We start from the raw sequence: 26,225 nt of genomic DNA, 5'->3' as shown, positions 1-26,225 counted from the left end.
TTCGACTATTCGGACTCACCCCTTGAATACGGGTTGGTCCGTGCCTGCGTATGCTTCAGTACCGAAGTGACCTGAACACGAACGGTGCTTTCTGCAAAATAACGGCTCCATCGGGAAGAAAGCCTTTTCCATTGCGCAGGATGGCTTCTCTCCAGCTCAAGGCCGAAGCCGAGTACATCGCTACGGGTACGCTGAACCTCTCTAACCGTTGATGAAATCACTTTTTTTGTTTCCTCTGCCCATTGCCTCTGCAAGCTTTTCATCACCTCTGGACTTTTCAAGTCAATCGGACACTCAGCTTCCTGTATCGCCCCGACTTGCTTTAAGTCAATTACAAAAACAGGCTCTCCTTGCTCCATCAGGCTGCGTACATTTGCCTTAGAGAACAAGGTTTCGATCCCGATGACTTCGCCTTTCTTGCCGCAGCTCAATGTGGTTTCAGCACTTTTCACCTTGTTGTTCACGATAGACAGTCCAATCGCCTGGTCATCTTCCAACCAGTGTACGAGACGATCCTTTCGGAACACTCCCATCCCGGTAATACGCACGATCGCTTCCGGTAAAATATTGTCCACATTGTTCTTACGGGGGGCCTGCTCCATCCTACCATCCACTTTTACGCCCGTAAGAAGAGGACCGCCGCCCTTATTGGACATGCTGCGAATGACATCGTCGAGACTCACGGCGTAATCCCCTGCATACAAACGCTGAGATGTTTCCAGCTTTCCTGAAATATCATTAGCAGGAATACGGCCGATCGCGGTCATGGTTGCCAGTACATCCTTCCCAGTCTCACCGCGCGCTACCAGCATTTTCATCGTGAGCCGGGTCTCCGTATACCTTTCCAGAAAATCCAGCGTATCTCCGATTCCACGCCGTGCCAGATTTTCCCCAATGACGACCAATCTTGCATGGGCCAGAGAAATTTCGCGTGGAACCTTCTGTGAAGCTTTGCGGATGGCTTGAAAAAGACTGTTCCCCTTTTCCTGAAACAACACGATAGGGGTATCTCCTCTCGCTTTGGCCCCGGCGATTTCATCTGCCACGATAACCTGCAGGGAAACCTCATAATCCGTTTCTCCAGCCACATCAATGCCTATTGCCGCTACGACTGCTCTCTGATTTAGCTCTACTGAATCCCAACAACCAGACAGGAGGGGCATCAATAGTAGCCCCACCAGGCTCAGAGCCCACATTCTCCCCTTGAAGGTTACCGTGCTTCGTTCATTCCCCTTCCCCTGATACACCCTCGGCTCCCCCCTCCTGCATCGGTGTCGTTTTATCGGAAGAGGAAATTCCGCTTCCATCCTTCATTCGTGTCTGGTTAGTAGATGTAATGCTTTTAGGACGTGTCCGCATCATCCAGAATGGGAGACGCAATACAGCATCCTTTTGACTCTCCAGTACAAAGGGGCTGAAAGGGGCCATGTAGGGCACCCCAAAAGAACGTAGGCTGTTCATATGGGCAATCAGCGCAATCAGCCCCAATGTAATGCCATACAGCCCCATAAACGCTGATAGTATCATAAAAACAAATCGGAACAGTCTCCCGGCCACCGACATGTTATAGGCTGGAATGGCGAAGCTGGCAATCCCCGTCAGGGCTACCACAATCGTGAGCAGCGGGGTGACGATCCCGGCCTCCACAGCCGCTTGTCCCAAGACAAGCGCACCAATAACGGATACCGTTTGTCCACCCACACGTGGCATTCGAATACCCGCTTCACGCAAGATCTCAAAAGTAACCTCCAAAATAAGCGCCTCCAGAAATGCCGGAAAAGGAACGGATTCCCGCTGAGCCAGTATGCTGATCAGCAGCGGGGTCGGTATCATTTCGTAATGATACGTCGTTAGGGCAATGTAGAGAGAAGGCCCCAAGATTAGAATGATAAAGCTGATATATCGAATGAGTCGGACGACAGTCGCCATATCGTAACGTTCCTCATAATCCGAAGCACTCTGAAAGAATTGGGCAAATACGGTAGGCATCACTAGTACAAACGGATTTCCATCTATGATGAGCGCCACTCGGCCCTCCATAATATTGCTACTGATCGTATCTGGTCTTTCCGTGTTATAGATCGTTGGGAATGGTGTGAAATTATGGTCCTGTATCATCTCCTCTACCATACCGGATTCGAATACGGCGTCGATATTGATGTTTTTTACCCGTTGACGAACTTCATCTACAACACTTTGATCTGCAATATTCTTCATATACAGCATGGCTACATTCGTGAGGGACGTGCTTCCTACTTTGAACATCTCCATCGTAAGATCGGAGCTTTTAATCCGCCGTCGGACAAGAGAAATATTCGTGAACAGGGATTCCACAAATCCCTCTTTCGGTCCCCTGACGACAGACTGTGTGGTGGGCTCGTTGACCGCACGCTTCTCTCCTCCACGTGTGCCACACGCAATGGCCTTTGTACACCCTTCCAGTAAAATGATCGTATCTCCCATCAAGAGCTGTTCCATCATGGAGTTCCAATCATCGCATTCCTTCACTTCACCAAGTTCAAGTGCATGGCCCTGTATCCGACTGTAAAGCCCTTCTGCACTTTCTACCTCAGCAGCCACCTCGGCGGATGGTCGGCTAAGCAATGATTTCATGACGAGTTCATTCACTGTGTCCGTCTTGACCATACTATCCAGAAATACAATGGCAGCAGGAACGTCAGCTTTCAGCCCCAGACTAAAGCGGCGAATCAGGAAGTCCGGGCTGCCTGACGTCAATTCCTTGATTTGCTCCAGGTTGGTTTCCAATTGAGCCTCGATCTTAAGAAAATGCGAAGAGCTTCCATTATTCCTGTCCGCCCCCGACTTTTTATTATATTTGCGATAGGGATAGCGAATCATGAGCAAACCTCATCTCCAAAGTGGCAGTAATGGACCCCACATCTTTTTCCTAATTATTGTATATTTGGAGTATGCTCAATCTATTCCCAGTTATGCACTAAGTGTAAGGACGAAACGTTATAAGTCACATCCGCGTAATAAATTTCAATAAATTCTTCATTTCCAAGCCTAATGTCAGTTTTTTTGATAAAATGAAGAAATATGCCTCTCGGGAGGGTTAACATCTTGTTCAGTACGTTTTTTGTAAATACCTGTATCCTTGTCACCTTTTTGTACATAACCGGGCTCATATCTCAAAGATATAAAATCCGCCTACATACCTTAAAGCGTAAGGCACATTGGATCGGAGGCGCTCTTTTTGGATGCTATGGCATTATCTTGATGTACTATTCGTTCCCAGTGGGCTTTAATACAATTGCCGATCTTCGTCATCTGGCCATCGTAGCTACGGCGGCTTACATTGGCGGACCGGCAACACTCATGACTACCCTATTTATATGCTTAGGCAGATTAATGCTGTTTGGTATCACCACTCAAGCCATTGTGGGGGCTTTTTTTATGATGCTCGTGGGCCTGGGTTGCGCTTTGCTGTCACATCTGTCCTGGTCACGTTTAACGAAGATGATGATGATGAACGTTTTCGCTTTGGGCATTATTTTCTGCTCTCTCACAATTAATTTGAATGATATTAATGATGTTCTGGACGTTTATCCGCTCCATTTTGTTATTTCTATGGCAGGCGGATTTCTTCTGTATCTCATTGCTGAGTCCATCAATACCTCCAATGAGCTATTACTTCGTCTGGAGCATACCTCCTATACAGATCATCTCACCAATTTAAGCAACAGAAGACAGCTCGAATTTTCATTGGAAGAGCAGCTTCCTCAAGCTCGTCAACGTCACGAGCACTTATCTGTACTGGTGTTGGATATTGATCATTTTAAGGAAGTGAACGATACCTACGGTCATGCGGCCGGGGATGCAGTGCTGCGTCAGCTAGGTCAGATTTTGAGGGAAAAATGTCGCTCCTTTGATGTGGTAACCCGCAGCGGCGGGGAGGAATTCACCGTACTTCTGCCGAATTGTGCTTTCCGGCAAGCGTTACGCATAGCGAATCAGATCCTTGGCGGGGTAGATCAGTACGAGTTCGTTTTGTCAGACGGGCTTGTACTCAAAGTCACGGTGTCTATCGGCGTAACGACCTTTCCCGATACCGGGGAGGATATGTCAGGGGCGGCTCTGCTGGAACAGGCGGATAGAGCGCTATACGAAGCTAAAAATGCAGGGCGTAATCGGGTCTGCTCCTATCAGGTATAAAGCGGGCATTCTTTTCATTTACGATTTCGCATCATATGAGCACCCTACAGAAATAGCCGATACAACCCTCTCTCGGAAGAGTCGTATCGGCTATTATCCGTTTTGAAAAAAATGTGTTAATCCCCTTTGGAAGAAGCCTTGGCATCCTCGCCTTCACTATGGCTACTGCCGCCCACCACCAGCGTTGTACGCTTGGCGAGTGAGGCCAGCGTATGAGACTCCCATACCTCCAGCATACGTCGTTCGCTCTCGACTACGATTTCCGATACGGCGGTTGCAAGCTCCTCACAAAAAGGATTCGTCTCTGGCTCATGCATCATACCTGGAAAAATCGGATCACATATTTCAATGGCGTGGTATATATCGGCAAGTGTAATATGGTCTGCCGAACGGGTAAGCACATAGCCTCCCTCACGGCCTTCACGTGCTTCTATTAATTCTGCCTGTACAAGTCGCGTCAGCACCCTGCGCACCAAGGTGACCTCACAGTCAATAGAGCGGGCAATAGACCCGCTGGCACAGAGCTCTCCATGCTTTTCCAAATAGACAAGAGCCTTTACCGCCACCCCAAGCCATCTGGGCGTTGCGGTGCGTAGTCTTTTTTCACTATTCAAATGAAATGACACCCCTAAGCTGTAGAAACTTCGTTGAATGCATTGTACGTGAAGTCAGAAGTAAGTTCAAGCCTGAAGGCTGGAATCTCCTGTAGCACAAGCGCTCAAAGTAAAATAACTTAGCCGCACTTCGCCACTCAACCACAGGTACACATCACGTGAACCTGAGACTGTACCCAGTGCTTCGGAGAGCGTCATCCATGCTTGCGCTCCTCCCGTATGGCCAACGTTTATACGTGCTGCAACTTCGCTGTCCGGCGTATCCAAACAAAGCTCAATTGCTGCATCGCTACTATTGCCTGACACGCGGCATTGAAGTTCAACCGCGCTCACCGTATCTAATTCTACGCCATGAAAGGCAATCCAGCCGGGACGTTGAGGTGAACGCGGACGTACACAGGCCTCCTTTTGCTCCTTGCTTTCATCCAGCAGGATACGGGAACAATCATCAAAGTTTTCGGCGCGAATGCTTTGTTCGGCTTGACGGGGCGGAATAACTTCACCTCTAACGTTCACAGGGTGCTCCAGCCGGATATCCGCTGAAGAAGCACCTGCCAGCAAGGTGTACTCGCCAGCTTCAACGCAATAGCGATCCCGTGTGACATCCCAAATCGCCCAATCCTTCACTCGCATTGTAAAAGAAATCGTTCGCGTCTCCCCCGGCTCCAAGCGGATGCGTTGAAATCCACACAACGTCTTCAATGCTCGCTTTACTCGCGAAGCTCCGGGCCGTACATATAGCTGTACAACCTCCTCCCCAGCAGCTATGCCCTGATTCGTAACGTCCACCCATACATTCAGGGTATCCGTGGCATCCAGGGCACCAAAAGAGTTCACACGACCTTCGGGGACGGACCTGTCGTTTGAATCGGGCGCTTGGGCATCTGTGCGCAGATGGCTGTACTCAAATGGCGAATACGTCAAACCGTGGCCGAACACGTATAAAGGTTCACCTTCAAAATATTGATAGGTACGTCCGCCGCGAATAATATCGTAATCTTTGATATTACCCAATTGATCCTCCGCTTGATACCATGTCATATTCAAACGACCCGCTGGCGCGTAATCCCCAAACAGCACATCCGCTACTGCCGTGCCATGCTCTTGCCCGGCATGAGACGTGTACACGATCGCTGGAATATGCTCCTGTACCCAAGGGATGGCAAACGGATAGCTGCCCGTCAGAACCACGATCGTATTAGGGTTAACCCGATACACTTCCTCGATGAGCCGCTGCTGGGAAGCTGCCAGCTCCAAGCCCGGACGGTCATTCTCTTCCTTACCGTTAATCAGCGGGTGATTGCCTACGAATACAATCACTGTATCTGCAGCTTGCGCAGTGGCTATTGCTTCCACTAAACCATCCGACACCGTCTCTACCCGGAATGTTGTATGGTCCTGGTTAGCGGCTTCCGTTACCTTCAATGAACCCTCTGTCCCTGTGATCACAGGCTTGCCGTTCCATGTCGTCCACAGACGCTCCCCTTTTTCAACAGGAGTCAGTCCAAAGACTTCTTTGACATACCAGCCATACGCTTCCTCAGCTGTCACACGAAGCGTTTCCTCATCGCTCGTCACATAGGTACCCAGGCGCTCGTCGGTCAACGTGACGCTGCCGTAGCCCCAATCGTTCACGGTCAAAACCGTTGGTTCGGCATCATGGGACAACCGCATGTCACCGAAGGAATCAACTGTGACCTTCGCTCCGTCAGCCGCCGCCGCGAAGGTCACGCGATCCTTGGCATCGCGGTATATGACGCGCTCCTGCGCGTCTTCGGTTTCCAGCTTGGCGCAAATCGCTTCAAGCGGTGTCACAAAATATGGAAGTGTACCGGAATACCAGTCGCGGTACACCTCATTGCCGAGCGCCCCGATCACCGCCACCTTGCCGCACCCCGCAGGGTCCAGCGGCAGGAGCGAACGCTCATTTTTCAACAGTACGATCTGCTCTCTCGCTGCACGCAACGACAGTTCACGGGCTTGCTCTGTCATCAGGGCCTCTTCCCCGATCAAGGCATAGGGATTGTCTGTGGCCAGATCAAATTCCCCCAGACGAAAGCGAACACGAAATGTATGGAACAACGCCTGATCCAGGTCCGTTTCTTGCAGCTTTCCTTGTGCCAAGGCATCACGAATGGCCTGCTTGGACAAATCCGCATCATCTGTAATGCTGTCGATCCCCGCGCGAATAGATTCAGCCACACCCGGTGTGTGGGAGTCATAATACTGATGGTCCTTTACGATTCCCATCACATCACCAGCATCACTGACGACAAAGCCATCCATTCCCCATTCGTCCCTGACAATATCATTAACACCGTGGTACAACGTAGCAGGCGTTCCATTAATCAGGTTGTAAGAGGTCATCATGGACTGGGCTTTGCCTTCCGTAAAAGGCTTCTCAAAGGCTTTCAGATAGTATTCACGAAGGTTTCGCGGGTCTATGCTGGAGGAATCACTTCCCCGGTCCACCTCGTTATTGTTTCCGAGGAAATGCTTTAATGTCGCAACCGCTTTCAAATATACCGGATGATCACCCTGTATGCCTTTGACCAATTCCTTCGCCAGTTCTCCCGTCAAATACGGGTCTTCTCCATACGCTTCCTCACTACGCCCCCAGCGCGGATCACGCTCCATATCTACGGTTGGTGCCCATAACGTCAGTCCGTTTAGAGCCGGGTCACGGCGGTAGTACACACGCGCTTCATCCGAAATAACCGAGCCGACTTGTCGCATCAGTTCCGTATCCCACGTACAAGCCAACCCCACAGGCTGCGGAAATGAAGTCGCCTCTCCTAACCAGGCTATACCATGTGCTGCTTCCGTACCATGCTTGTATGCGGGGACTCCCAATCGTTCAATGGCAGGCTGATATTGCAGCATGGAATCAATCTTTTCCTCCAAGGTTAGCCGAGACACCAAATCCCGTACACGTTCGTCCAGATGAAGCTTCGGATTTTGAAAAAGATATTCTAGATCCGTTGTTTCATGACTCATATCCGTCATCTCCTTGTCTCCATTTAAAATATCATAAAAGGCCGTTATGAAAGCGTTTTAATATATCATAGCGAAAAAGGAGTACCCCGGCAACAATTGCTGTTGCTCACCATTTGGTGTCTTTCCTCAATCAATACCGAATAGACCAGTGTCGCCAATGGCGTGGATATCGGTGTTTGTTAGGACATGAGCTTATAATCACGAATTGTAGCTTCGTCCGCGCCTTCTACAGAACCATTCAGGAAGCTCTTAGCCAATGTACCTGGTTAGTAACAGTGTGTAAATTAAAAAAATTGTATATTTTCTTCAATAAATAAAGCAAAAAACAAAGCAAAAAATAATATTTTTTGGTATAATCAGGATATATAATCAAAGGAGGAAGGGTTTATGAAAAATACCGGAATGACACGGCCTCTGGATCAATTGGGGCGAATCGTGCTTCCCAAGGAAATGCGCACCACGATGGATATCAATATTGGTGATTCGCTCGAATTTTTCGTGAATGAAGAAGGATTTGTATTAAGGAAATATACAGGTGTATCCTGCAAATTTTGCGGCGCAGTTGATCATTTGACTTATTTTCGTGATAGCTTTATTTGCGCCGATTGCATTCAGGTATTAAAGACAGAGGAAAATGTACATCCCACCAGCACCGAAGCCATCCAGGCTCAAGAACATACCAAGCCGGTTCGTAACCATACAACCTGGCAGCCTAAACAATCCAGAGTCCAGCAAGGAGAAATGGTAAAAAAGCTCCGAAAGCTGATTCAGGAACATCCCAACCTGCCGCAAAAGGTATATGCCGAAATGCTCGATATCTCACAAGGCCGGGTGTCCCAACTGAAAAAGCTGCTTTAAATTATTCAGTAATTTATTACAAAACATACTCAGATCCAATGGATTGCCATCCTATTTGTTTTCCGTCAAATATTCGATCGTCAGGTGTAGAATAAGGAGCGTATTCGTTGATGTGTTCCTAACTTTCACCTGACTTTTTTGTGCGTTCTCCCCCTGTCGACGTGACAATAATCACATACTCTCTATCCATCCATATATACAATATATAGACCGAAACAATTGTTTAGTACACGATATCGTCAATATATTGTTTTTTGGAGAATAATATATATTTTACTATATGGAGGTTTTTGCAATGAAAGTGTTGGAGGAACATCAATTATACAGCATCGGCGAGCGGGTCATTGGGGCACAAGACTTGGACATGCTGCGGGAGAATGCAAATTTGAATGGAGAGTCGTTCAGTGGAAAAATGAGTAAGCTCGGCTCCGAGTACGCCAAATGGTATGCGCGACTACGTGTGCTTCCGCCTGAACTGACAGACGCTATCGACCACGGATATGTGTATGTTCACGATTTGGACCAATATGTGCTCGGGACTACGAACTGTATCTTTATACCTTTTGGTCGTTTGTTGCAAGATGGTTTTAATACAGGCAATGGCTCTGTGCGCACACCACAAACCATTATGTCTGCTATGGCACTGGTGGCTATTATATTTCAGTCTCAGCAAAACAGCCAATTTGGAGGTGTCTCTGCCAATAAAATAGACTGGGACCTTGCTCCTTTCGTGGCCCGGTCCTTCCGCAAGCATCTGCGAAAGGGACTCCGTCTGTTCGGAGAAGAAATAGAACCCACCCTGCCTGATGACGAATTACATATAGCCAGCAGCCTATTACAGGAGGTCTGCCCTCGTTCATACGCATTCGCACGTGAAGAAACGGAGACGGAGACCCGCCAGGCCGCTGAATCCCTTATTCATAACCTGAATACCATGAGCAGTCGGGCAGGCGGGCAAATTCCGTTCACATCACTGAATTACGGTATGTGTACTTCTGCTGAAGGGCGGCTTGTTACGCAATCATTGCTGGAGGCCACTATTCGTGGCCTGGGCAGCGGGGAAACCCCTATTTTCCCACAGCATATTTTCCAATGCAAAAAAGGAATTAATCAGGCCGAAGGCGATATCAACTATGACTTATTCATGCGGGCAGTAGAATGCTCCAGCAAACGTATGTATCCCAATTTTGTCAATGTGGATGCTACCTTCAACCTGCCCTATTACCGCGCAGATGATCCGGATACCATTATTGCGACGATGGGCTGCCGTACCCGCACCTTTGCTGACCGTTTCGGCAGAAACCGTCAAAGCGGCAAGGGTAATCTCTCATTCAATACGATTAATCTGGTGCGTCTTGGCATTGAGTACGGTATTTGCACAGGCAAGCGCAAGATACCTGACCGGGATGGCTTTGATACCAGATTGGAAGAGGTTATGCGCATTGCCGTGGACGGACTGATCCATCGCTACCATATACAGACCAGCCAGCCGGCAAAAGCCTCAGACTTTATGATGCGCGAAGGGGTATGGGAAGGCGGAGAAAAGCTGGAGCCGGATGAAAAAGTGGGCAACGTACTGAAGCACGGTACGCTGTCGGTCGGGTTTATCGGGTTAGCCGAATGCATGAAGGCACTGTATGGCAAGCACCACGGAGAGGATGACGCTGTATACCGTGAAGCACAGCGAATCATAGCTTCTATGCGTGTCTACTGCGACCGTATGAGTGAATTGCATGATCTTAACATTACACTATTCGCTACGCCTGCCGAGGGTCTATCCGGCAAGTTCACGTTGCTGGATCAGCGTGATTTTGGAATTATTCCCGAGGTAAATGATCGAGAATACTACACGAACTCTTTCCACATTCCTGTGTATTACACGCTCCCGGCTGCCCGTAAAATCAGCCTCGAAGCCCCATTTCATAATCTGTGCAACGCTGGTGCGATTTCGTACATCGAGTTGGATGGTAATGCGCGGAATAACCCGGAGGCGTTTCTTAAAATTGTACAATACGCGCTCCATCAGAACATTGGGTACTTCTCCATCAATCATCCGGTAGACCGCTGCACGGAATGCGGCTACGAGGGCATTATCGGGACAAGCTGTCCCGAATGCGGTGCTGATGAAGAACATACGCATTTTCAGCGCTTGCGCCGGGTAACCGGATATCTGACAGGTGATTATACCGTTCGCTTCAACGCCGCGAAGCAGGCTGAGGTGCGTGACCGGGTGAAGCATCGGTGAATTTGTGCGGCTACATTCCGGAATCTCTGAACGAAGGGCATGGCCTGCGTACCGTCGTATTCATTAGCGGTTGCCGCCATGCCTGCCCCGGCTGCTTCAATCCCTCGTCATGGAGCTTCCGCGCAGGTGAACCGTTCACACTGGAGCGACAGCAGGAAGTCATCCGTGACATCGCAGATAATCCACTGCTGGACGGGTTAACCCTTTGCGGCGGAGACCCTTTTTTCTCGGCATCGGAATGCACGCAGTTTGTGCGCGACTTCCGCGCTGCCTGCCCTGACCGAACCGTGTGGGCCTATACGGGCTTTGACTATGAGGAGCTGCTTACGGATCAGGCCCGCCGGGAGCTGGCGCTGCTGTGCGATGTGATTGTGGACGGTCCTTTTGTAGAACAGCAAAAGGATCTGACCCTTCCCTTCCGGGGCAGCCGCAATCAACGACTGGTGGATGTGAAGGCCAGCATTCAGGCAGGATCTATAGTTACATTAGCCTAAGGCGATGTTATACTCGCATGAGATACTACACCCTAAGACAAATCCTTTCCTTATGGAGAGGGCTTGTCTTTTTTTGCATGTAGTTCATTTTAGATTTAAACAGAGTTTATATTGCGTATCCTGCAAGTTTCACTTATGATGGTGAACAAGTATACGAGTGCATAATTATTCGTCATACCATAATCGCATAGCTTGGAGATAGGTGTCTGTTCTATTCAGTACAGGCTTAAAAGGGAAGCTGGTGCAAGTCCGGCGCGGTCCCGCCACTGTAAACGGGGAATTTTCAGCTGTTGATACACCCACTGGTCCACAGACCGGGAAGGAGCGCTGAAAGTCATGATCCGTAAGTCAGGAGACCTGCCTATTTCAACAACATCGCAAGTACCTACGGGAGATAGGGAGGTGTTAAGAGCAGTCGCCGAATTTTCATTTTTTAAATAACGGAGGCATTCTTTCCCTACTCATTTTTAACCCCGGGGAGGAATGTCTTTTTTTGTACGCAAAAATAAACTGGCTACCAGCCTGGGAGGAAAAGTACATGTCATTTACCGAATTGCCTGAGTTGTCCGGCTTGATCAGCAGTAACCTGGGATATCCGCGTATCGGAGGAAACCGGGAATGGAAGAAAGCACTGGAACGCTTCTGGAACGGCAGCATGGATGAAAGCGAATTGCATACCGAGATGAAACGATTGCGATTGGAGCATCTGAGCAAGCAGCGCGACAAGGGAATCGATCGAATTCCGGTCGGAGACTTTTCCTATTACGATCACATGCTTGATACATCCGTGATGTTCGGTCTGGTGCCGGAACGGTTCAACTACCGTCCCGATGGGCCTGTTCCTCTGTCCGTCTATTTCGGGATAGCCCGTGGACAAAAGGGTGCCACCGCCAGTGAAATGACCAAATGGCTGAATACCAATTACCACTACATCGTACCGGAATTGGCAAATGCAACTCCGGTGTTCACCGAGAATAAGCCGTTGCAGGCTTATCGTGAAGCGAAACAGGAACTAGGAATTGAAGGTAAACCCGTCATTATCGGTCCTTATTCGTTCGTTGCTCTGTCCAAAGGCTATGACCGTAAGGATTTGGCCGCGATCATACGAAGCTTCCTGCCACTGTACGCCCGCGTCCTGTCTGAGCTGGCTGCGGAAGGCGTTCAGTGGGTGCAGGTAGATGAGCCTGTCTTGACCACCTCATTCCCGACAGAGGATTTGGACATTATTCAGGAGGCCTATGAGGCTCTGGCCCAAGCTGCTCCATCCTTAAATATCGTGCTGCAAACCTACTTTGGCAGTCTGGATCATTATGAGCGCCTGTCCACGCTCCCGGTACAGGGAATAGGTCTTGATTTTGTGCACGATGATGGCGAAAACCTGGAACATGTGCTACGACATGGCTTCCCCGCAGGGAAAACGCTGGCCGCTGGTGTTATTGACGGGCGCAATATATGGCGCTCCGATCTGAACACCGTAGCTGCGCTGCTTGGACAACTGGCAGAGCAAACCACCGCTGCACAGCTCATCGTGCAGCCATCATGCAGTCTGCTGCATGTGCCAGTCAGTCTGGAAGCAGAGCACAAGCTGGACCGAGAGCTGGTGCAAGCGCTGGCCTTTGCCGATGAAAAGCTGGAAGAAATCGCAGCTTTGACCGCTGCGCTTGGCAAACGCGAACCCTCGGCAATTGCCAAGCTTGAGCAGAGTGCGGACGCGGTAGCCCGCTTCAACAGCTCGGCGGCACGAGTACAGACCGCTACCGATATGGCGGATCTACTGGCGAAAGAGCCGCAGTCACGCAGCGTTCCCTTCGCTGAGCGTCGTGTGATCCAGCAGGACAAGCTGAATCTGCCTCCACTGCCTACGACGACGATTGGCAGCTTCCCGCAAACCGCAGAGGTTCGCAAAGCCCGTCTGCACTATCGCAAAGGGGAATGGTCTGCCGAGCAGTATCGGACGTTCATTCAGCAGCAAATCAAGGAATGGATTGATATCCAGGAGGACATTGGCATTGATGTGCTCGTACACGGGGAATTTGAGCGGACAGACATGGTTGAATTTTTTGGCGAAAAGCTGAAAGGCTTTGCCTTTACACAAAACGGGTGGGTGCAGTCCTACGGCTCCCGGTGTGTTAAACCACCGATTATATACGGAGACGTGTCGTTCGATCAACCCATGACCGTGGAAGAAACGGCCTTCGCCCAATCGTTGACCTCCAAGCCAGTCAAAGGAATGCTGACAGGTCCGGTAACGATTTTGAACTGGTCCTTCGAACGTAATGATATTCCTCGCAGTCAGGTTGCTTTACAGTTAGCACTGGCCCTGCGTGCAGAGGTAGAAGCACTGGAAAAAGCGGGGATTGGCATGATTCAGGTCGATGAACCCGCGATCCGTGAAGGGCTTCCACTGAAAAAAGAACAGCAGCAAGCCTATCTGGCGTGGGCGGTTCAAGCCTTCCTTGTTACAACAGCAACCGTTGAACCCGCCACCCAAATCCATACGCATATGTGCTATTCCGAATTTCAGGATATGATCCAATCCATCTCCGATATGGATGCCGACGTCATTTCTATTGAAACCTCGCGTAGCCACGGAGAACTGATTGTCAGCTTTGAGGATCAGGTGTATGACAAAGGCATCGGTCTGGGCGTATATGATATCCATAGCCCGCGCATTCCCGATGTGTCAGAAATGCTGAGTATGATACAGCGTGCCCTGCGCGTACTGCCTTCTGATTTATTTTGGGTCAATCCAGACTGTGGCCTGAAAACCCGCACCAAGGATGAATCCGTCGCCGCATTACAGCAAATGGTGCTGGCTGCTCAAGCAGCCAGAGATTCGTTGGCTGTATCCAGCTAATTTCTATAACCCTCCCCTTCCCGGCCCTCTTTTTTCCTAAACGCCGGAAGGGGATTCTATTCCAAATCATATAATGTGTATGCCCCTTGAATATGCTCGGGTGTTCCCTGCTTCATATGTACACCCAAGCCATGCTCTCTATCCCAGGAACAGCTAAAATTCAAATACAGCTCATCCTCTTCCGCTGAGTCTGGAATCAATATAGACACCAGCTGTAACCGTTTCAGCAGTTGTTCCGAGCGTTCCACATAAGGCGCATATTCATCCGGGTCTTCTCCCCATGAGGTATAAGCGCTCCGGTACTTTTCCACTACATCTGCATAGTAATGGTGTATCGCTTCCAGCACACGAGGATGAATGTCTGACCCATGTGCCATATATTGCTCCCATGTCTTTTTTTGCTCCTGCTTAGGCTCTCTTACGGCCTGTGCTTCTTCCTCGGAATCGGCGGACACAATAAACTCTATCTCTACCTCCGAGTCCTGTCCGTAAAAATGGAGTTGTACCGTGCCCCGAAGCACGACTTCCTCTGATACTTCCCAAGTCTCATCATCCTGATCCAGCTCCATATACCAGCGTTCCCAATTCATCCTTTACCCCATCCTTTTCATAAGAAATGATCTTTATCTCTATGGACCCTTTTATTTGAGCATTTTGCAACAATCCCAAGAGCGATTTCAAATCAGCAATATATAGATCGGAACGGTTTAGTTCGTCTATCTATTGTACTTTCGAGCGTTGGGAATCGAATGATGCAACATGCTGATTTTACAATTTAACATCCTTAAGAATGAAATTAAAGCAGTTCCTTTTCCGCAAATTCCCCCAAGATTCGGCGTTTTTCTAAATAGAACTACTTTTTTCAGCAGCATTCGCTATCTCATTGACTCTAAAAGCGAAAGAAAACTCCTAAAATGAGCCCGCAGATTTATTTTTAAAATTTTAGTACCTTGCATTAAACAGTACATGATGTTAAATTATACCTGACTACTGATTTATGATTAGTACCTGAAATCTCTTATGTTCAAGCACACATTTCTCCCCCATACTCCAAACGACACCCATGAAGCAATGATAACATCCAGGAAGGGAGCACCGCTCATGAATGTGAACATCCAATTCAAAAAAGGGGTGCTGGAACTGTGCGTTCTTGTTTTAATTGGGCGCAGGGACCGTTACGGCTACGAACTGGCTCAGGCCGTCTCCCGTCATATCGAAGTAGCCGAAGGAGCTTTATATCCGCTGCTTCGCCGTCTGGTATCAGAGGGATACTGTACAACTTATTTACAGGAATCGACCGAGGGACCCCCCCGTAAATATTATCGGCTGACCGATGCAGGCAGCAATTACACGAGAATACTTACACGGGAATGGAATGAATTTGTCCATCATGTCGCAAGCCTACTGAAGGAAGGAAATCCCGATGAATAGAAAACAGTTTCTTACAGAGGTGGAGCAACGTCTCTCCCCTCTCCCCGCAGAGGAACGTAATGAACTGCTTGGTGATTTAAGTCAGCATTTTGACTATGGGTTGGTGAATGGAAAAAGTGAGGCCGAAATTGCCAGCGAATTGGGCAACCCGGAGGATATCGCTCGCGAAGCGCTGGATGATCCCAATGCAACCTGGAATACATCCCCTCCTCCACTTCGCCAGGGAAGCTTCGCACGCAATCTATTTACTTTCTTAGGGCTGTTGTTTCTCAATTTGTTAATCTCCATTCCTGTCTTAGCGTCTTTGTGGGCAGTATGGGTTTCGTTGGCCGCAGCAGCGGTCAGCTTGATAGTGGCCCCCCTTCTTGCTATCGCAGATTATGCGCTGAACGGCAACTTTTATCCCGCTAAATTCTTTTTTTCCATCATGTTGACCGGGATTGGCCTATTGCTGCTGTCTGGAGTACGCTACCTTTTGAACCTTCTGGTCATAGGTACGGTTCGATACTGGAAATGGAATCAGACTACCCTGAGGGGAGCTAACGAGTAACATGAATAAAAAATGGTTTATTGCAGCGGGTCTATGTATCATCATCGGTGTGGCCGGGATGGTAGCCTACGGTGCTCCATGGAACCAACAAGCGATGCAGGAAATAACAGCTATTGATAAAAAATGGACGTTCACACGTGGACAGCTACAGGAACTTAAAGTGAATAGCTCCGATGATGTCTCTATTGTCTTTACTCCCGGTTCCGGCGAGCAGGGCACGATACGCATGAGTGGAGAAGTTCAGACAAAAGTAGCCGACCAGATTCATAATGCCCGTATTGAGAACGGTAAGCTTTCCATTCAATCTGAGCCAGCCCTTTCCTTGGCATTCTTCTCTATCTCTCCTGATTTGAAACAAACGATCACGGTAGAAATGCCCGCTGGTGAAACCCTAAAAGGGCTACAGGCAGATGTACATTCAGGAAGCGTAAACCTCCAGGATGCCTCCATTCAAAACACAAACATCACAGCCACTTCTGGCAATGCCGAGATTTCAAACCTCCAAAGTACCCGCTTGGTCGCCAAGTTAACATCCGGCAGTTTTACGGCTAGTCAGGTTACAGCAAATATGGAATTGCAACTCACTTCAGGGGATGCCAAAATTAACGATTATAGCGGCAATGGTCAAGTTTCCCTGACCTCCGGTATTACGAATATCACACAACGTACCACAGCCAACCTGAAAGTCGATTCAGACTCCGGTGATGTGAGGATTAAGCAGGCCCCTGATTTTAAAGGTATTTATAATGTCCGCTCCGACTCAGGAAGTATAGATACTCCCGAATCCGTTCCCGGCAGTGTGAACGTTATAAAGGTCAAAACGACTTCAGGCGATATTCATATTTCCAAATAGGCCATCATGACCATTGTCAGCGGTCTTCTACTCCAGGTCGCAACTAAGCGAAATAAGCGACCTGGAGTGGAAGTTTGGTTCAGGGAAATTAAATCAGTATAATATAACCATGTGCTTAAATGCACAACTTGTATGTAGCCATAAGGAGGAGACTGGATGGAACTTAAAAATAAAATAGCCATTATTACAGGCGCCACCAAAGGCATTGGTAAAGCCATTGCCGAGGCCTTGGCCAAGGAAGGCGTCAACCTGGGATTAATCTCACGCACACTACCTGACCTGCAAAAGCTGCAAGATTCACTGGGGAGTACATACGGCGTGAAGGTGGTTAGCGCTGTCGCGGATATATCTGATCGCGCACAGGCCGCTGCAGCTGTAGCCTCGCTGGAGCATGAGCTGGGCGCTGTCGATATTTTGATTAACAACGCAGGAATTGCTACATTCGGCACAGTCGCAGACATGGACCCCGAAGAGTGGGAACGCATGATCCGCGTGAATTTGCTGGGAACCTATTATGTCACACACGCGGTTCTTCCGAGCATGCTTGCTCAGCAGAGCGGCAACATTATTAATGTATCCTCTACAGCAGGGGAACGAGGCTTCGCCACAGGCTCGGCGTATTGCGCCTCCAAGTTTGCTTTGATGGGCTTCACGGAGTCACTGATGCAGGAGGTTCGCAAATCCAACATTCGCGTCACCGCGCTGACTCCAAGCACAGTCAATACGGAACTGGCAGCAAATGCAGGTTTGCCGATTGGCGACGAGGACCGCATGCTTCAGCCACAAGATATGGCCGACCTGACATTGGCGGCATTGAAGCTGCCTTCGCGGGTTCAATTAAAAGTAGCCGGTATTTGGACAACCAACCCACAATAATTTGACTCGACATCTTAGATTCATTGGGCTGTACCACGCTCCGGCAGACGTCATTGTTCGTCATGCTGGAGCTTCTTTTTTGTTCATAGCTAATACAATTCAAACTGCAATATACGCGCTTTGTACTTTACAACATACATAACCTACGATTTTTGCACCGATAAGCGCAATTATGAGAGGGGAAATGAATAATGAAAAATACAGGAATGACACGACCATTAGACCATCTGGGCCGCATCGTACTGCCCAAGGAGCTGCGAAATTCTATGAATATCAATATTGGAGATGCCCTTGATTTTTTTATTACATCAGAGGGCCTGATGATCCGTAAATATACAGGGGTATCTTGTTATTTTTGCGGTGCTGTAGATGACCTGAGCTACTTCAGAGATCATCTGATATGCAGCGATTGCATTGAGAAACTAAAGAGCGATAATCCCTCCAGTCATTCAGGCGAAACACGTCCTGCTCAGCCCAAGAAAAGAAGGAATTACAGAAATCAGACTGAGCTCCTGCATAAACTAAAACAGCTCATGGAAAAACACCCTAATGTTTCACAAAAAGAATTGGCCGAGATGCTCGAATTGTCTCAGGGACGTGTGTCACAGCTAAAAAAACTTCTACTTTGAATCGTTCCAATTACCCGCTTTTGATCTCGCCACACAAAAAAAAGAGCCTGTCGGCTCTCGGATCATCATCCTTATGCAATGTCAGACTGCTCCACAACCGGGACCCGATAGGCCAACAAGGACTCTTCAATAACGGTGGAAATGAACGTTGTCTCAATCTCCGGCACCAATCCGAGCGCATAGTTCCATGCGTTTTCTTCAATTTGCAGCGCAAACCGTTGCCGGGTCCCTAACTCGCTCTCCTGTTCCATAGCATCGGAGAGGTCAGGCAGCTCAGAATCAGCGGCGTGTCCAATCTCATGCGCAAGCACAACCGTAAAGTACTCCTCGACTCGTTCGACGCTGCCAAACATCTGAATACATTGTGTTTCAATCGTGTCCATATACATTGTAATGGTGTGAGCATTCATGGCATATTTGCCCCCAATCAGCCGCCCGCCGGGAAACCGTTTCTCCAGCTTGACCGTCACACCTATATCAGCCCGTTGCAAAAGCTTAGCGACGATGCGCTCTGCTTGATTTCTTTCCAACTCCGCCTCGCTCCTCGACCTTATGACATGAAAAAGCTCAATTTACTCTAAACATATAGAATAGGAACCCGAATCCGATACTTAAAGCTTTCCATGAACATGATCAAGAATGGAAAGGACAGCCTTGGGGCTTCTTCTGCATATACGGCTTCTCTTGAACTCCGAAATTTGGCTTTACAAGCCGATTATCGTAGGAACTATGAAAAATATGCGTTGTCGCCGGAGATAACGGCGGGATCAGCCATGTCCAATCGCCTGTGAGCGCACGCCCCGCCTGGGCTTCCCGTTCCTCAAACAGCTGGAATTGTGCAGCTGCCGTATGGTGATCGACAATGCTGACTCCCGCTTTTTTAAAAGAATACAGCACAGCACTGTTCAACTCCACCAGCGCCCGATCGCGCCATAACGTCGTTTCGCTTGAGGTATTCAGCCCCATCAGCTCGGCTACCTGCGGCAGTATGTTATAACGGAAGGGATCGGCAAAATTACGCGCACCAATCTCTGTCCCCATATACCAGCCGTTAAAAGGAGCTGCGGTGTAGATGATACCGCCAATCTCCAGCGTCATATCTGAAATCATAGGCACGGCATACCAACGCAAACCCAACGAAGCCAACCCCGGAAGTTCCGGGTGTTCAATAGGTACCTCCTGCACCAAATGTTCGGGAATATCAAACAGCTCAGGAGGCTGTCCACCTGCTTCCACAATCAGCGGCAATACATCAAAGGGAGTCATGGCTCCTTGCCAGCCCATGCGGCGGCATGCATTTGTGAATTCTACCGAGATCGGGTCCCCGATTACTCCTTCAGCGCTCTCATAGCCGGCATACCGAATCAATTGATGATTCCAAATGCGAATATCCGGTTGCCCCGGCTTGGACGAGCGAAACACGGTAAGCGTCGGCTTGATTTTACCGCCATTTGTCCCTATGCGTATATGCTCTAACAGCTCATGAACCACTTCCGCTGTACTTGAAGCCTCGCGGGCATCCCTTACCAGAAGCTTATCCCAAAACAAACGACCGATACAACGATTGCTGTTACGCCAAGCCATCTGTGCCCCATGCTCCAGCTCATCATAGGTATGATCATACGTTCCCGAAGTATCTATGTCATGACGAATATCAAGAAGCCGGGCCTCCGCTTCATCACGGCTTCGGCCCAGCTCCTCATAACATGTATATATAAACTGCTTCGCTTCACGCAAAAGCTGTTGCTTCACTTCCATACGTACACCCCATCCCGGCAGCTCTCAATACTTATGAGCCAGTTGTCTTTCGCGCCTATCCGTCATTATACTCCAGTGGTGGTCTGGAACCAACGGGATGTGTGTCTTGTTCACCTGATCTTCATATCCATGGGAATCTCTCCCAAAAGCTTATCCCAAATATGCGTTGAGCATCCAGATATGTTTATCCACCGCTTCTCTCAAGCCATTAAGAAGATCCTCAGTCGCTTTGTCATGTGCCGCATCCGCTGCTTCCATGCCGTTAGCCAGCTCAGTAGTGATGGTTTTGAAATCCGTAACCACGGATTTTACCATATCCTCGGCTGTCTGCTCACCTGCTGACTCCTGAATGGCTGACAGTTGCAAATGCTCCTTCAAGGTAGCGGCAGGACGGCCTCCAATGGCCAGCAAACGTTCAGCAATCATATCCAGGTTAGCTGTCGCTTCATTATAAAGCTCTTCAAATTTTGCATGCAGTGTGAAGAAATGAGGTCCTTTTACGTACCAGTGGAAATAATGCAGCTTCGTGTACAACACCGACCAGGTAGCTACCTGACGGTTCAAAGCCTTATGCAATTCTTGAATAACCTCTTGTGTAGGTTGAGCGTTCGTATGATTTAATGTACTCATGTGTAATTCCCCTCTCATCATCCATAGTATAGTTTGAGTGAAGCCTGAATTCCCGTGACATTAGTGTTTGATTAACCTGCAAATCCCATGCGTGATTCCAATAAATACTCAGTAATTAATTTAGACTTAATCTAAATCCTGTTTTAATTATAACATTAGGTCAGTTATTTGCAAGAGCTTATTAGGCCTTAATCATGAAGATTACGTGAAGTGTCATATCCTTTGAAAATTCATTTATCTTTCGTATCGTTCAATACTTGCAACGCAAATTCTATATGCATGCGCGCCCCAAGAATCAAGGCTCGTTCGTCGATATCAAATTGGGGATGGTGCAGCGGATACGCTTGCTGTGTACCTGGTGTGCTTATCCCGATAAAACCGAATACGCCGGGAACCTGCTGTGTATAGAGCGCAAAATCCTCCCCGGCTAAAAAGGGAGCAGCCAGCACTTCCGTACTTTCCACTCCAAAGACTTTCCCTGCCGCGCGCACCGCAGCTTGTACGACCACAGGATTGTTTTGAAGAACCGTTCCTGTCCGTTGCACAATATGTGCGGAGCCGCCATGTAAAGATGCAATACTGTTCGCACGATCCACAATCGCTTGGGTGATCCGTTCAACCGTCTCTGTGCGAAAAGCCCGGAAGGTTCCCGTAATTTCGCTGTGACCTGCGATAACATTTTTGGCGCTGCCTGCTTGCAGTGTACCGAAAGATAGGACAGCCGCTTCCTGCGGATCGATGGCGGTGGACATAAATATTTTAATATCCGTGATGAATTGGGCGGCCATAATTATGGCATCCGAGGAAAGATGGGGCGTGCTATGATGTCCCGAAAGTCCGGCAAACCGGATTGTAAAATGCGAAGAAGCGGCCATAGACGTGTGCCGATGAAATCCAATCGTTCCTACAGGAAGATCCGGCCATACGTGCATGGCAAACACCGTCTTTACATCCTCCAGTACACCAGCCTCGATCATATCCTTTCCTCCACTAATCAGCCTGCCATCCAGGGGAGACACCAATGCCCCCTCCTCCGCTGGCTGAAAAACAAACTTAATCGTACCTCGAACCTGATCTCGATTATGACTGAGCACCTTGGCGGCTCCCAACAGCATCGCTGTATGTGCATCATGACCGCACGCGTGCATGGCTCCGGGTATCGTGGAGATATAATTGGCGGTGTTTTGCTCTGTTACAGGCAAAGCGTCTATATCCGCACGCAGTAGCACCGTATCCCCGGCCTGTGTTCCGCGTAATATACCAACTACTCCTTTACCAAAATGCTTCCCGACTTCTGTCTGTACCTCCAGCCCCCAGCTTTGGAGAAGCTCCGCTATGTACGCAGCCGTCCGTTCCACCTCAAACAAAACTTCCGGGTAACGATGCAATTCCCTTCGAAATGCAATCAAATCCGTTTCCAACGCGTCCGGCACTACAAGACCATCAAAAGCACGAGTCATTATTGAACACTCTCCTAATATCCAATCGGAATATTTGTAGTATATATCCAGCCTAAATGTAGTCTTTATCCCGCAAGCCGTCAACGCGTTATACATAGGTTACATTAATACGAGTATAGAAGATGTTAATTTTGTCTGCTAAAGCACCAGTTCAGCATATATCTCCTTTATATACTCATGAACCCTACCACACGGGGAAAATTGGATGTGATCACCCAACTACACGATTTTCTCATTCCTGGTTATTGACGTTAAAAAATCTGGCTTTCCAAAGTGCTGCTCAATATGTGCTTGCTCACTGGATGACATGGTATAATAGATTAAAAAAAGGTTTGATATAAATGGAAGATTCTCTTGATTTTCGCAAAGATCTTTTTCTTTACGTTTTGAACTTGAAAATTCACATAGAAAACGGAGCAGATAGAATGGTGCTGTACAAGCGAAGCGGTCGCTTTTGTCCCCGGATTTCTCCCCTGATTATAAGCTTTGTTCCGGAAATCCGGGGGCGGTGGCGATGGGAAGCACCATCTGTCTGCGGAGTGGCACTATAGGTAACTTTTTAAGATCATCTTATATGATTGGTAAACTGGCTTTTGTTTCTAAAAGGAGCGAATCCATCACAATGGGAGGTGCTGACCATGAACGAGCCTGTACTGAAAAAAGCGATGAATACCTTGGAATTCCTAAGTCAGGATCGGGAAGCCCGTCTTCAATATGAAGCAAGACAACGGTATTTACATGATGAGGCATCCATGATTGAAGGAGCAAAAGAAGAAGGCAAGGCAGAAGGTAAAGCAGAGGGTAAAGCAGAAAGTCGGGCTGAAATTGCACGAAATATGCTCCGTTTAGGCTTAGGTATAGATATTATCGCCAAAGCGTCCGGTTTGTCGGAAGCTGAAATTCGAGCGCTTCAATCATAAAACTGACCACGACAAAAGAGCCGACCCGCAAAAGGGTCGGCTCTACTAATTATTCTCTTATCTCCAAAGGATCCACAATCAAAGGTACAACCTTGCCCGCGTTTACATCAATCAAGCCGTGATCAGTAATTTTCAAAGCCGGGCTGACTGGCAAAGAATGAGTGCTCAGCGACATGATTGGATTGTAATGGCGGTAACCGAGCGACAGCAAGGCAGAACGCAGCTCCTTCACGTGGGCCGCCACCATTTCTAGCGGTCCTTCTGTTAAAATCCCGCCTACGGTTAACGGCAAATGGGACAGCACCTTGCCATTTTCAACTACGCAAAAGCCGCCTTGACTGGAAAGAACCGTATTCGCCGCTAATATCATATCCTGCTTGTTATGCCCTACGACCAGCAAGTTATGGTTATCGTGCGAATACGTGGTTGCTACCGCCCCGCGCTTAATCGTGTCTCCCCCGATCAAACCATAGGCACGGTTACCATTCTTGCCATATCGCTCAAAAGTAGCGATAAGCCCGTGTTCGCTCTGTTCCCACATCAGCTCACCATTCGCCACCTGCTCAGGTGCAATACGTTCGCTCGTAAAGGTCGATCCGTCCTTCACCATCATAATACGGCAATGATGTGTACCATCCGCTACATCCAGCTCTACGATAAAATCCCGCTCTGTGAGAGGCTTCAGCTTTACACTTTGGTAAAAATGAGGTGGAAAACGGCAGCTTAACGAATCTTGATGATACTCTTCAAATTTATCGAATACCTTTTGCCCATCCTTGTACACCCGCTCTACTTCAAAATGGCTCAGGTCAGACAACAAGACAAAATCAGCTATTTTCCCCGGTGCAATCGTGCCCCGGTCGTGCATACGCATCCGTGTCGCAGGCGTGAACGTAGCGGCATAGATCGCATCCTCAGGCTTCATGCCCATCCCAATTGCTTTGCTTACAATATGGTTCAGATGCCCACGCTCTACGAAGGAATCCGGCATCACATCATCCGTTATAAAGCAAAAATGCTGCGCCACGTCTTCCTGAATCAAATACTCCATCACTTCAGGGGTCATGGATTTTTCCTGAATCTCGATGAACATCCCCGCAGCCATACGCGCCTTCATGCCTTCAATGCTTTGGTGGGTATGGTCCGAGCCAATTCCCGCGTAGATCAACTGATGCAGGTCCAGATCAAGCAACTGCGGCGTATGCCCTTCAATGATCAGCTCCGGGTAATGCTCACGAACATGGCGTAAAATACGGTTGGTCTTGCCCTCCGGATCACGAATCACATCCACATAGTTCATAATTTCTCCCAGACAGATCATCTCACCGGTTTGCAACAGTGCGTCAATCTCAGGAATATCAATCTCGCCCCCTGAGGTTTCGAGCGGCGTTGCCGGGACAGAGCTTGGAATACCGTAAAACATATCAGCCACGCAATCCTTGCTGGCCGCCATCATTTCCTGAATGCCTTCCAATCCAAAAACATTCGCCATTTCGTGCGGTTCCGGTACAATCGTCGTCACGCCGTTGCGAATGAGTCCATAGGAAAAGGTCGCCGGTGTCACCATTGTGCTTTCAATATGGAGATGAATGTCGATCAGGCCGGGAATCATATATTTCCCGTGCCCTTCTACAATTTCATTCACTTCAAACGACTCCAGGCCACGCTGACCAATATACATAAACTTGCCGTCAAGTATAGCAACATTGCCTTCCTCGAACGTCTTGTAATAGCTGTTATACACTTTAACTTGTAAAATCATTTTGTCTGCACGCATGATGTATCTCCTTCATCGAACCCGCTGATTATTGGACCAGCACCATTTTATCTGCCGGAAAATGCAGGGTAACCCGTTGACCGCTCAGGTACGGCGTGTCCATCTCCTGATTGGCGGTGAAGCTTCCTTTCGCCGTTTCTACCACATACTGATAGCTGCGCCCCAGGTAAGTGCTCACTTTAATGATGCCGGGAAGCTCATTTTCTCCCGTCTCATTGCCTGCTGTGCGGATAACCAAATCATCCGGACGAATAGCCCCCTGGCGGGCACCCGGCTGGACTGTACCCTGATTACGGGCCACACTAAACGAAAGATCGCTTGTACTCAGGCGAATTCGTTCCCCCTCCTCAACGCGTTCGTCAAAGGACAAGAAATTATTGAATCCGATAAAACGGGCGACAAATTCGGTGGTTGGATATTTAAAAATCGTTGATGGCGCATCCAACTGCTCGATATTCCCCTTGTTCATAATCGCAACCCGGTCAGAAATCGAAAAACATTCCTCCTGATCATGCGATACGTATACAGTGGTAATCCCCAATTCCTGTTGAATACGGCGAATTTCTACACGCATATTCACACGCAGGTTTGCATCCAGATTACTCAGCGGTTCATCGAACAGCAGCAGGTCGGGTTCAATCACAAGCGCCCGTGCAATCGCAACACGCTGACGCTGTCCACCAGACAGTTCGCCGGGGAACCGCTTTTCAAAGCCCCCCAGACTGACTGTATCCAGCATAGCCATAACACGGCGTTTTATATCATCTTCCTTCACCTTGCGCAGCCGCAGTCCAAAGGCAACATTATCAAAAACGGACAAATGCGGGAAAAGCGCATAGCTTTGAAATACAAAACCGAAATTCCGTTTGTTCACCGGAACCCGGGTGTAATCTTTATCGCCAAACAAAAACGTCCCTTGTTTAGCTTCAAGAAATCCTGCAATCAGACGAAGCGTGGTCGTTTTGCCACATCCACTCGGTCCGAGCAACGAGAGCAATTGCCCCCGTTCGAGCTGCAAATCGAAATCCTGCAAGATCAGTTGGTTATCATAAGCGACCGATACACGATCCAGAGTAAGCAGTGCCATATGGTTGAAGCCT

At 48.6% G+C, this 26,225-nt stretch carries 21 protein-coding genes, 2 pseudogenes and 1 riboswitch; of the genes and pseudogenes, 11 read left to right on the top strand and 12 right to left on the bottom strand.

Going from position 1 to position 26,225, the window contains the following annotated elements; all coding sequences use genetic code 11:
* Window positions 1-5 precede the first annotated feature (5 nt).
* Entirely contained in the window at window positions 6-1,247 is a 1,242-nt protein-coding gene (locus ABH897_RS08680) for a Ger(x)C family spore germination protein (RefSeq protein ID WP_283653685.1), read from the bottom strand.
* Window positions 1,225-2,859 carry a spore germination protein gene (locus ABH897_RS08675; protein WP_283653686.1) on the bottom strand — a complete coding sequence of 545 codons (1,635 nt, stop codon included), beginning with the start codon at window positions 2,857-2,859 and terminating at the stop codon, window positions 1,225-1,227. Before ABH897_RS08675 ends, ABH897_RS08680 begins: the two co-directional genes overlap by 23 nt.
* A gap of 225 nt (window positions 2,860-3,084) precedes the next feature.
* Between ABH897_RS08675 and ABH897_RS08670 the strand changes: the two genes are divergently transcribed.
* On the top strand, window positions 3,085-4,176 hold the full coding sequence (locus tag ABH897_RS08670; protein ID WP_283653687.1) for a GGDEF domain-containing protein: 1,092 nt from the start codon (window positions 3,085-3,087) through the stop codon (window positions 4,174-4,176).
* A gap of 116 nt (window positions 4,177-4,292) precedes the next feature.
* Here the strand turns inward: ABH897_RS08670 and ABH897_RS08665 are convergent, their stop codons facing one another.
* From ABH897_RS08665 to ABH897_RS08655, 3 genes and pseudogenes are all read right to left on the bottom strand, one after another.
* Window positions 4,293-4,790, bottom strand: a complete 498-nt coding sequence (locus ABH897_RS08665; RefSeq protein ID WP_283653688.1) for an Rrf2 family transcriptional regulator — start codon at window positions 4,788-4,790, stop codon at window positions 4,293-4,295.
* A 66-nt stretch (window positions 4,791-4,856) separates the two neighbouring features.
* A complete protein-coding gene (locus tag ABH897_RS08660) occupies window positions 4,857-7,787 on the bottom strand; it encodes a glycoside hydrolase family 3 C-terminal domain-containing protein (protein ID WP_404591632.1) in 2,931 nt (976 codons plus the stop codon).
* Between the two features lie 135 nt (window positions 7,788-7,922).
* Window positions 7,923-8,053, bottom strand: a pseudogene (locus tag ABH897_RS08655) (DUF7916 family protein); the annotation flags it as partial.
* Between the two features lie 121 nt (window positions 8,054-8,174).
* Between ABH897_RS08655 and ABH897_RS08650 the strand changes: the two are divergent.
* From ABH897_RS08650 to metE, 4 genes are all read left to right on the top strand, one after another.
* The gene (locus ABH897_RS08650; RefSeq protein WP_014278591.1) at window positions 8,175-8,645 is read left to right on the top strand and encodes an AbrB/MazE/SpoVT family DNA-binding domain-containing protein; all 471 of its coding nucleotides are present in this window, start codon (window positions 8,175-8,177) and stop codon (window positions 8,643-8,645) included.
* 295 nt (window positions 8,646-8,940) lie between these two features.
* Window positions 8,941-10,890, top strand: a complete 1,950-nt coding sequence (locus tag ABH897_RS08645; RefSeq protein WP_283653690.1) for an anaerobic ribonucleoside triphosphate reductase — start codon at window positions 8,941-8,943, stop codon at window positions 10,888-10,890.
* A complete protein-coding gene (nrdG, locus tag ABH897_RS08640; RefSeq protein WP_283653691.1) occupies window positions 10,887-11,384 on the top strand; it encodes an anaerobic ribonucleoside-triphosphate reductase activating protein in 498 nt (165 codons plus the stop codon). Before ABH897_RS08645 ends, nrdG begins: the two co-directional genes overlap by 4 nt.
* A 183-nt stretch (window positions 11,385-11,567) precedes the next feature.
* A riboswitch (cobalamin riboswitch) is annotated at window positions 11,568-11,763 on the top strand.
* Between the two features lie 159 nt (window positions 11,764-11,922).
* Complete coding sequence (gene metE / locus ABH897_RS08635) at window positions 11,923-14,241, top strand: 5-methyltetrahydropteroyltriglutamate--homocysteine S-methyltransferase (protein ID WP_404519373.1); 2,319 nt, start codon at window positions 11,923-11,925, stop codon at window positions 14,239-14,241.
* 56 nt (window positions 14,242-14,297) lie between these two features.
* Here metE and ABH897_RS08630 read toward each other — a convergent pair whose 3' ends face one another.
* Window positions 14,298-14,831 carry a DUF6985 domain-containing protein gene (locus ABH897_RS08630; protein ID WP_283653693.1) on the bottom strand — a complete coding sequence of 178 codons (534 nt, stop codon included), beginning with the start codon at window positions 14,829-14,831 and terminating at the stop codon, window positions 14,298-14,300.
* Between the two features lie 511 nt (window positions 14,832-15,342).
* Here ABH897_RS08630 and ABH897_RS08625 point away from each other — a divergent pair.
* The 5 genes from ABH897_RS08625 to ABH897_RS08605 all read left to right on the top strand — a co-directional run bounded on the left by ABH897_RS08625 (window position 15,343) and on the right by ABH897_RS08605 (window position 18,580).
* A complete protein-coding gene (locus ABH897_RS08625) occupies window positions 15,343-15,672 on the top strand; it encodes a PadR family transcriptional regulator (RefSeq protein ID WP_044644363.1) in 330 nt (109 codons plus the stop codon).
* A complete protein-coding gene (locus ABH897_RS08620; RefSeq protein ID WP_283653694.1) occupies window positions 15,665-16,222 on the top strand; it encodes a DUF1700 domain-containing protein in 558 nt (185 codons plus the stop codon). Before ABH897_RS08625 ends, ABH897_RS08620 begins: the two co-directional genes overlap by 8 nt.
* A gap of 1 nt (window position 16,223) precedes the next feature.
* On the top strand, window positions 16,224-17,075 hold the full coding sequence (locus tag ABH897_RS08615; protein WP_283653695.1) for a DUF4097 family beta strand repeat-containing protein: 852 nt from the start codon (window positions 16,224-16,226) through the stop codon (window positions 17,073-17,075).
* Window positions 17,076-17,231: 156 nt separating this feature from the next.
* Window positions 17,232-17,951, top strand: coding sequence for a 3-ketoacyl-ACP reductase (locus ABH897_RS08610; RefSeq protein WP_283653696.1), 720 nt, complete (start codon window positions 17,232-17,234; stop codon window positions 17,949-17,951).
* Between the two features lie 191 nt (window positions 17,952-18,142).
* The gene (locus ABH897_RS08605) at window positions 18,143-18,580 is read left to right on the top strand and encodes an AbrB/MazE/SpoVT family DNA-binding domain-containing protein (protein ID WP_283653697.1); all 438 of its coding nucleotides are present in this window, start codon (window positions 18,143-18,145) and stop codon (window positions 18,578-18,580) included.
* 71 nt (window positions 18,581-18,651) lie between these two features.
* Here ABH897_RS08605 and ABH897_RS08600 read toward each other — a convergent pair whose 3' ends face one another.
* The 4 genes from ABH897_RS08600 to ABH897_RS08585 all read right to left on the bottom strand — a co-directional run bounded on the left by ABH897_RS08600 (window position 18,652) and on the right by ABH897_RS08585 (window position 22,428).
* On the bottom strand, window positions 18,652-19,110 hold the full coding sequence (locus tag ABH897_RS08600; protein ID WP_404519371.1) for a hypothetical protein: 459 nt from the start codon (window positions 19,108-19,110) through the stop codon (window positions 18,652-18,654).
* Window positions 19,111-19,213: 103 nt separating this feature from the next.
* On the bottom strand, window positions 19,214-20,338 hold the full coding sequence (locus ABH897_RS08595; RefSeq protein ID WP_283653699.1) for a nitric oxide synthase oxygenase: 1,125 nt from the start codon (window positions 20,336-20,338) through the stop codon (window positions 19,214-19,216).
* Between the two features lie 150 nt (window positions 20,339-20,488).
* A complete protein-coding gene (locus ABH897_RS08590; RefSeq protein ID WP_283653700.1) occupies window positions 20,489-20,968 on the bottom strand; it encodes a Dps family protein in 480 nt (159 codons plus the stop codon).
* Between the two features lie 230 nt (window positions 20,969-21,198).
* A complete protein-coding gene (locus ABH897_RS08585) occupies window positions 21,199-22,428 on the bottom strand; it encodes a M20 metallopeptidase family protein (RefSeq protein WP_404580939.1) in 1,230 nt (409 codons plus the stop codon).
* A 578-nt stretch (window positions 22,429-23,006) separates the two neighbouring features.
* On the opposite strand from ABH897_RS08585, the pseudogene ABH897_RS08580 reads away from it, so the two are divergent.
* A pseudogene (locus tag ABH897_RS08580) lies at window positions 23,007-23,348 on the top strand (Rpn family recombination-promoting nuclease/putative transposase); the annotation flags it as partial.
* A gap of 49 nt (window positions 23,349-23,397) precedes the next feature.
* On the opposite strand, the gene ABH897_RS08575 reads toward ABH897_RS08580, so the two are convergent.
* Window positions 23,398-25,125 (bottom strand): adenine deaminase C-terminal domain-containing protein, encoded by a 1,728-nt coding sequence (locus ABH897_RS08575; RefSeq protein WP_404591629.1) that lies wholly within the window; start codon window positions 25,123-25,125, stop codon window positions 23,398-23,400.
* Between the two features lie 28 nt (window positions 25,126-25,153).
* Window positions 25,154-26,212, bottom strand: a complete 1,059-nt coding sequence (locus tag ABH897_RS08570; protein WP_404591627.1) for an ABC transporter ATP-binding protein — start codon at window positions 26,210-26,212, stop codon at window positions 25,154-25,156.
* Between the last annotated feature and the right edge of the window lie 13 nt (window positions 26,213-26,225).

This window comes from Paenibacillus sp. RC73 (assembly GCF_044908085.1).
Taxonomy (GTDB): domain Bacteria; phylum Bacillota; class Bacilli; order Paenibacillales; family Paenibacillaceae; genus Paenibacillus; species Paenibacillus terrae_A.
Note: the sequence above shows the minus strand (reverse complement) of the source record. Positions and strands in the feature narration are given on the sequence as shown.

What these genes read in the sequence shown, in the direction of transcription:
- ABH897_RS08675 (WP_283653686.1), bottom strand. Translation starts at nt 2,859, where the DNA reads ATGATTCGCTATCCCTATCGCAAATATAATAAAAAGTCGGGGGCGGAC.
- ABH897_RS08660 (WP_404591632.1), bottom strand. Translation starts at nt 7,787, where the DNA reads ATGAGTCATGAAACAACGGATCTAGAATATCTTTTTCAAAATCCGAAG.
- ABH897_RS08650 (WP_014278591.1), top strand. Translation starts at nt 8,175, where the DNA reads ATGAAAAATACCGGAATGACACGGCCTCTGGATCAATTGGGGCGAATC.
- ABH897_RS08645 (WP_283653690.1), top strand. Translation starts at nt 8,941, where the DNA reads ATGAAAGTGTTGGAGGAACATCAATTATACAGCATCGGCGAGCGGGTC.
- metE (WP_404519373.1), top strand. Translation starts at nt 11,923, where the DNA reads ATGTCATTTACCGAATTGCCTGAGTTGTCCGGCTTGATCAGCAGTAAC.
- ABH897_RS08630 (WP_283653693.1), bottom strand. Translation starts at nt 14,831, where the DNA reads ATGAATTGGGAACGCTGGTATATGGAGCTGGATCAGGATGATGAGACT.
- ABH897_RS08625 (WP_044644363.1), top strand. Translation starts at nt 15,343, where the DNA reads ATGAATGTGAACATCCAATTCAAAAAAGGGGTGCTGGAACTGTGCGTT.
- ABH897_RS08620 (WP_283653694.1), top strand. Translation starts at nt 15,665, where the DNA reads ATGAATAGAAAACAGTTTCTTACAGAGGTGGAGCAACGTCTCTCCCCT.
- ABH897_RS08615 (WP_283653695.1), top strand. Translation starts at nt 16,224, where the DNA reads ATGAATAAAAAATGGTTTATTGCAGCGGGTCTATGTATCATCATCGGT.
- ABH897_RS08610 (WP_283653696.1), top strand. Translation starts at nt 17,232, where the DNA reads ATGGAACTTAAAAATAAAATAGCCATTATTACAGGCGCCACCAAAGGC.
- ABH897_RS08605 (WP_283653697.1), top strand. Translation starts at nt 18,143, where the DNA reads ATGAAAAATACAGGAATGACACGACCATTAGACCATCTGGGCCGCATC.
- ABH897_RS08595 (WP_283653699.1), bottom strand. Translation starts at nt 20,338, where the DNA reads ATGGAAGTGAAGCAACAGCTTTTGCGTGAAGCGAAGCAGTTTATATAT.
- ABH897_RS08590 (WP_283653700.1), bottom strand. Translation starts at nt 20,968, where the DNA reads ATGAGTACATTAAATCATACGAACGCTCAACCTACACAAGAGGTTATT.
- ABH897_RS08585 (WP_404580939.1), bottom strand. Translation starts at nt 22,428, where the DNA reads ATGACTCGTGCTTTTGATGGTCTTGTAGTGCCGGACGCGTTGGAAACG.
- ABH897_RS08575 (WP_404591629.1), bottom strand. Translation starts at nt 25,125, where the DNA reads ATGCGTGCAGACAAAATGATTTTACAAGTTAAAGTGTATAACAGCTAT.
- ABH897_RS08570 (WP_404591627.1), bottom strand. Translation starts at nt 26,212, where the DNA reads ATGGCACTGCTTACTCTGGATCGTGTATCGGTCGCTTATGATAACCAA.